At 67.1% G+C, this 4,009-nt stretch carries 3 protein-coding genes; 2 read left to right on the top strand and 1 reads right to left on the bottom strand.

What is annotated here, in order from left to right:
• On the top strand, positions 1 to 607 hold a 607-nt coding region (locus tag ACRDP3_RS00045), incomplete at its 5' end, for an RDD family protein (RefSeq protein ID WP_431514688.1).
• A gap of 116 nt (positions 608 to 723) precedes the next feature.
• Here the strand turns inward: ACRDP3_RS00045 and ACRDP3_RS00050 are convergent.
• Positions 724 to 1,065, bottom strand: a complete 342-nt coding sequence (locus tag ACRDP3_RS00050) for a hypothetical protein (protein WP_431514689.1) — start codon at positions 1,063 to 1,065, stop codon at positions 724 to 726.
• Between the two features lie 374 nt (positions 1,066 to 1,439).
• Here ACRDP3_RS00050 and ACRDP3_RS00055 point away from each other — a divergent pair, with 374 nt between their 5' ends.
• A complete protein-coding gene (locus ACRDP3_RS00055; protein ID WP_431514690.1) occupies positions 1,440 to 3,740 on the top strand; it encodes an immune inhibitor A domain-containing protein in 2,301 nt (766 codons plus the stop codon).
• The last annotated feature ends 269 nt before the right edge of the window (positions 3,741 to 4,009 follow it).

Below are 4,009 nucleotides of genomic sequence, written 5' to 3' on the forward strand. Positions count from 1 at the left end.
GTACGGCGGCGGCCCTTACGGCAGCCCGCCTCCACCGCCCGGCGGCTCGGGATCAGGAGCCGACCCGTACGGCGGCGGCCCGTACGGCCCGCCCGACAGCGGCCCGTACGCCAGCAATCCGTACGGAGACAGCACCGGCGCGGCCGACCCCCTCGCGGGCATGCCGCCGCTCGCCTCCCGGGGCAAGCGGCTGCTGGCGCGGATCATCGACGCGCTGATCATCGGCATCCCGATCGGCCTCATCATGTGGCTGGCACAAGGGGACTGGGAGGGGGACTGGGAGTCGGGAGACAGCGGAGGTACGTACGCCCAGCAAGGCATCTACACGCTCGTCTACCTGATCTACGAGGGCCTCATGCTGACCAACTCCGGTCAGACGATCGGGAAGAAGCTCATGAAGATCCGCGTCGCGCTGCTCTCGGACGGTGCGGTTCCGCGGGGAATGCCCGGCTGGATCCGTACGCTCGTCTACCACGTGCCGCCGCTGGTGCCCTGTGTGGGCTTCATCTTCTGGCTGGCGAACGTGCTGTTCTGCACCTGGGACAAGCCCTACCGGCAGTGTCTGCACGACAAGGCGGCCAAAACGGTGGTCGTCGCGACCGACTGACCGGCGAGCCGGCGACCGGTGAGCTGTCGCCGTCGGCGCAACTCGCAGAAGACGGGCGGCACTTCACGCATCCCGCCCGGAACCCCTTCGCTGCGCAGGGCCGCAGGCTGCGGGCCTCAGTGCCGCAGAGACGGCTCAGCCACGCGTCGCGCGGACTGTGCCGGACGTCCGGCCACAGCGGGCGCCGCCGCCTCGTGCCGGGCGTGCACACGGGACCTGGCGGTGACGGCCGGAGTGTGCGCCGGGGCCTGCCGGGCGCCCGAGGCCGTACGTACGCGGCGGGCCTTGGAAGTGCCGGGCGCGGTGAGAGCCACCAGCACGCCGAGCACGAGTGCGACCACTGCGATCACCGCTACTCCGGGCCCCGATGGAGCCCGTGAGAGCAAGAGCATGGCGAGGGTCGAGCAGATGACGGTGACCGAACCGTAGGCGAACTGTGCGGGGGTCGGACGCGGCATGGCGTGATCCGTCCTCGGGAGACGTGTCGGGGGTGGGGCCGGTCGATCGGCTCGGCGCAACGGGGGCATCGCCACGCGGGCGTGCTCGTGCGCTCGTCGAACGACTCTACGGTCGGCATGCCCGGGCGGACAGCCCGGCAAGCGTGACCTCACCCACGCCGCTGTTGCACAGGGGGCGCACAGTCGCACGCCGTCTGCGCCGTCTCAACGGGCGGACACGCGAGGCGACTTGTGCACGCCGCTGGAATCTCCTCATCAGGGTCTGTCTTTTCTCCCTCCGTTACGGTCGAATACCTCCTGTCACATCACACTCACACGCAGGGGGCACCCCAGAGGTGAACGGCAGACCGAGATCCAGGAGATCGAGAGCGGCGGTGCTGGCAACCGCCATCGCCGCACTCGGCGCGACCGCTCTGATACCCGCGTCATCGGCGCAGGCTCGTCCGGCGCCGCAGGCGGAACAGGTGCAGCCGGGTGCGCAGCAGAGCGAGGACAACCTCAAGGGCCCGTTCGACAAGCAGCGGGACAAGCAGCGGCAGGCGGCGCTGCAGAAGGTGGCCCGGGGCGACGCCAAGGTGGTCACCCGTAAGGGCTCGAAGGTGGTGAAGCTCGACGACGGCAAGTACGTCGAGCTGGCCCGCGAGAAGACGGACAAGATCTTCACGATCCTGCTCGAGTTCGGCGACAAGATCAACGAGGAGTACGGCGGCACCCCCGGCCCGGTGCACAACAAAATCCCGGCGCCGGACCGCAAGAAGGACAACTCCACGTTCTGGAAGAAGGACTTCAACCGGGAGCACTTCCAGGACACCTACTTCTCCGAAAGCTCCAAGGACTCCGTCAAGAGCTACTACGAGAGGCAGTCCTCGGGCCGTTACTCGGTCGACGGCACGGTCTCCGACTGGGTCAAGGTCGACTACAACGAGGCCCGGTACGGCTCCAACTACTGCGGCAGCAGCAACTGCCCGACCGTCTGGGACGCGGTGCGCGACGGCGTCAACCAGTGGGTCGCGGACCAGAAGGCGGCCGGGCAGAGCGACGAAGAGATCAAGACCCAGCTCGCCGCCTACGACAAGTGGGACCGCTACGACTTCGACCAGGACGGCGACTTCAACGAGTCGGACGGCTACATCGACCACTTCCAGTTCGTGCACGCGGGCGAGGACGAGTCGGCGGGCGGCGGCGCCGAGGGCGAGAACGCGATCTGGGCGCACCGCTGGTACGCGTACGGCAGCGACGCCGGCCGGACCGGCCCGGACCAGAACAAGGCGGGCGGCACCGAGATCGGTGACACCGGAATCTGGGTCGGCGACTACACGGCGCAGCCGGAGAACGGCGGACTGGGCGTCTTCGCCCACGAGTACGGCCACGACCTGGGCCTGCCCGACCACTACGACACCAGCGGCCAGGGTGAGAACTCGGTCGGGTTCTGGTCGATCATGTCCGTGGGCTCCTGGCTCAACAAGGGCAAGGACGCCATCGGCGACTCGGCCGGCGACATGAGCGCCTGGGACAAGTTGCAGATGGGCTGGCTGGACTACGACAGGGCGAAGGCGGCCACGAAGTCCACGCACACCCTGGGCACCCACTCGTACCAGACGAAGCACAAGCAGGCCGTCATCGTCGAGTTGCCGAAGAAGGACGTCACCACCACCATCACCAAGCCCGCGGAGGGTGCGAAGCAGTGGTGGAGCGGCAGCGGTGACGACCTGCGCAACACCCTCAGCCGTCCGCTCGACCTGACCGGCAAGTCCACGGCCTCGCTGGACCTCAAGGGCTGGTGGGACATCGAGGAGAACTACGACTACCTCTACACCGAGGTGTCCGAGGACGGCGGCGAGAACTGGCGGCCGGTCGACGGAACGGCCGACGGCAAGCCCATCCCGCGGGACGGCAGCGACCAGCCCGCACTGCACGGCGTCTCGAAGTCCTACCTCGATCTCTCCTACCCGCTGGACGACTTCGCAGGGAAGAAGATTGATGTTCGCTTCCGCTATCTGACGGACGGTGGAGTTGCCCAGAAGGGCTTCGCCGCGGACGCGATCAAGGTGACGGCGGACGGTGCCCCGGTGTTCGAGGACGGCGCCGAGGGCGACAGCGACAACGGCTGGGCGGCGGACGGGTTCTCGCGTATCGGGGAGTCGTTCACGAAGGCCTACCCGCAGTTCTACATCGCGGAGAACCGCAATCACGTCTCCTACGACAAGGCGCTCAAGTACGGCCCGTACAACTTCGGTTGGGCCACCGAGCGGCCTGACTGGGTCGAGCGCTACGGCTACCAGAAGGGCCTGCTGCTGTGGCTCTGGGACTCATCGCAGCTGGACAACAACGTCTCGGCGCACCCGGGCAAGGGTCTGATCCTGCCGGTCGACGCACACGCCAAGCCGGAGAAGTGGTCGGAAGAATCCCTGATGCGTAACCGCATACAGGCATATGACTCACCCTTCAGCTGGTATCCCACACGCGGGATGACTCTCCACAGGGACGGCAAGGAGGCGAAGGTCAAGGCGAAGCCGGGCGTTCCGGTCTTCGACGATCACAAGGGGACGTACTGGTACAAGTCGAACCCCACGGCCGGGGTCGACGTACCGGACACCAACACCCGGATCAAGATCGTCAAGCAGCCCCTTTCGGGTAGCACCATCACCCTTCAGGTGAGACACTCGACAAATTAATTTGCATCGTTGCAGGTCAAAACATGATCGGCCGTTGCCCCCCTGGCGGGCAGCGGCCGATCGCGTTTAGATGCATGTGACGGGCCTTCTCGGAGGTCCACCAGAACAGTCTCGCGGGGGTGTTTTTGATCATGGCTGGAGGCGGATTCGTCCAGCTGCCGGACGGTAGCGTGATCGTCGCGCTGACCTTGCCGGTGCCGATCGGGCATGCGCGGACGCATGCCGGAGCGGGCGGGGGATCAGGTACGGAACCGGGCACGGTCCCGGCT

This window comes from Streptomyces sp. (genome assembly GCF_050698815.1).
Taxonomy (GTDB): domain Bacteria; phylum Actinomycetota; class Actinomycetes; order Streptomycetales; family Streptomycetaceae; genus Streptomyces.

Coding starts and splice junctions, on each gene's coding strand:
- ACRDP3_RS00050 (WP_431514689.1), bottom strand. CDS start 1,065: ATGCCGCGTCCGACCCCCGCACAGTTCGCCTACGGTTCGGTCACCGTC.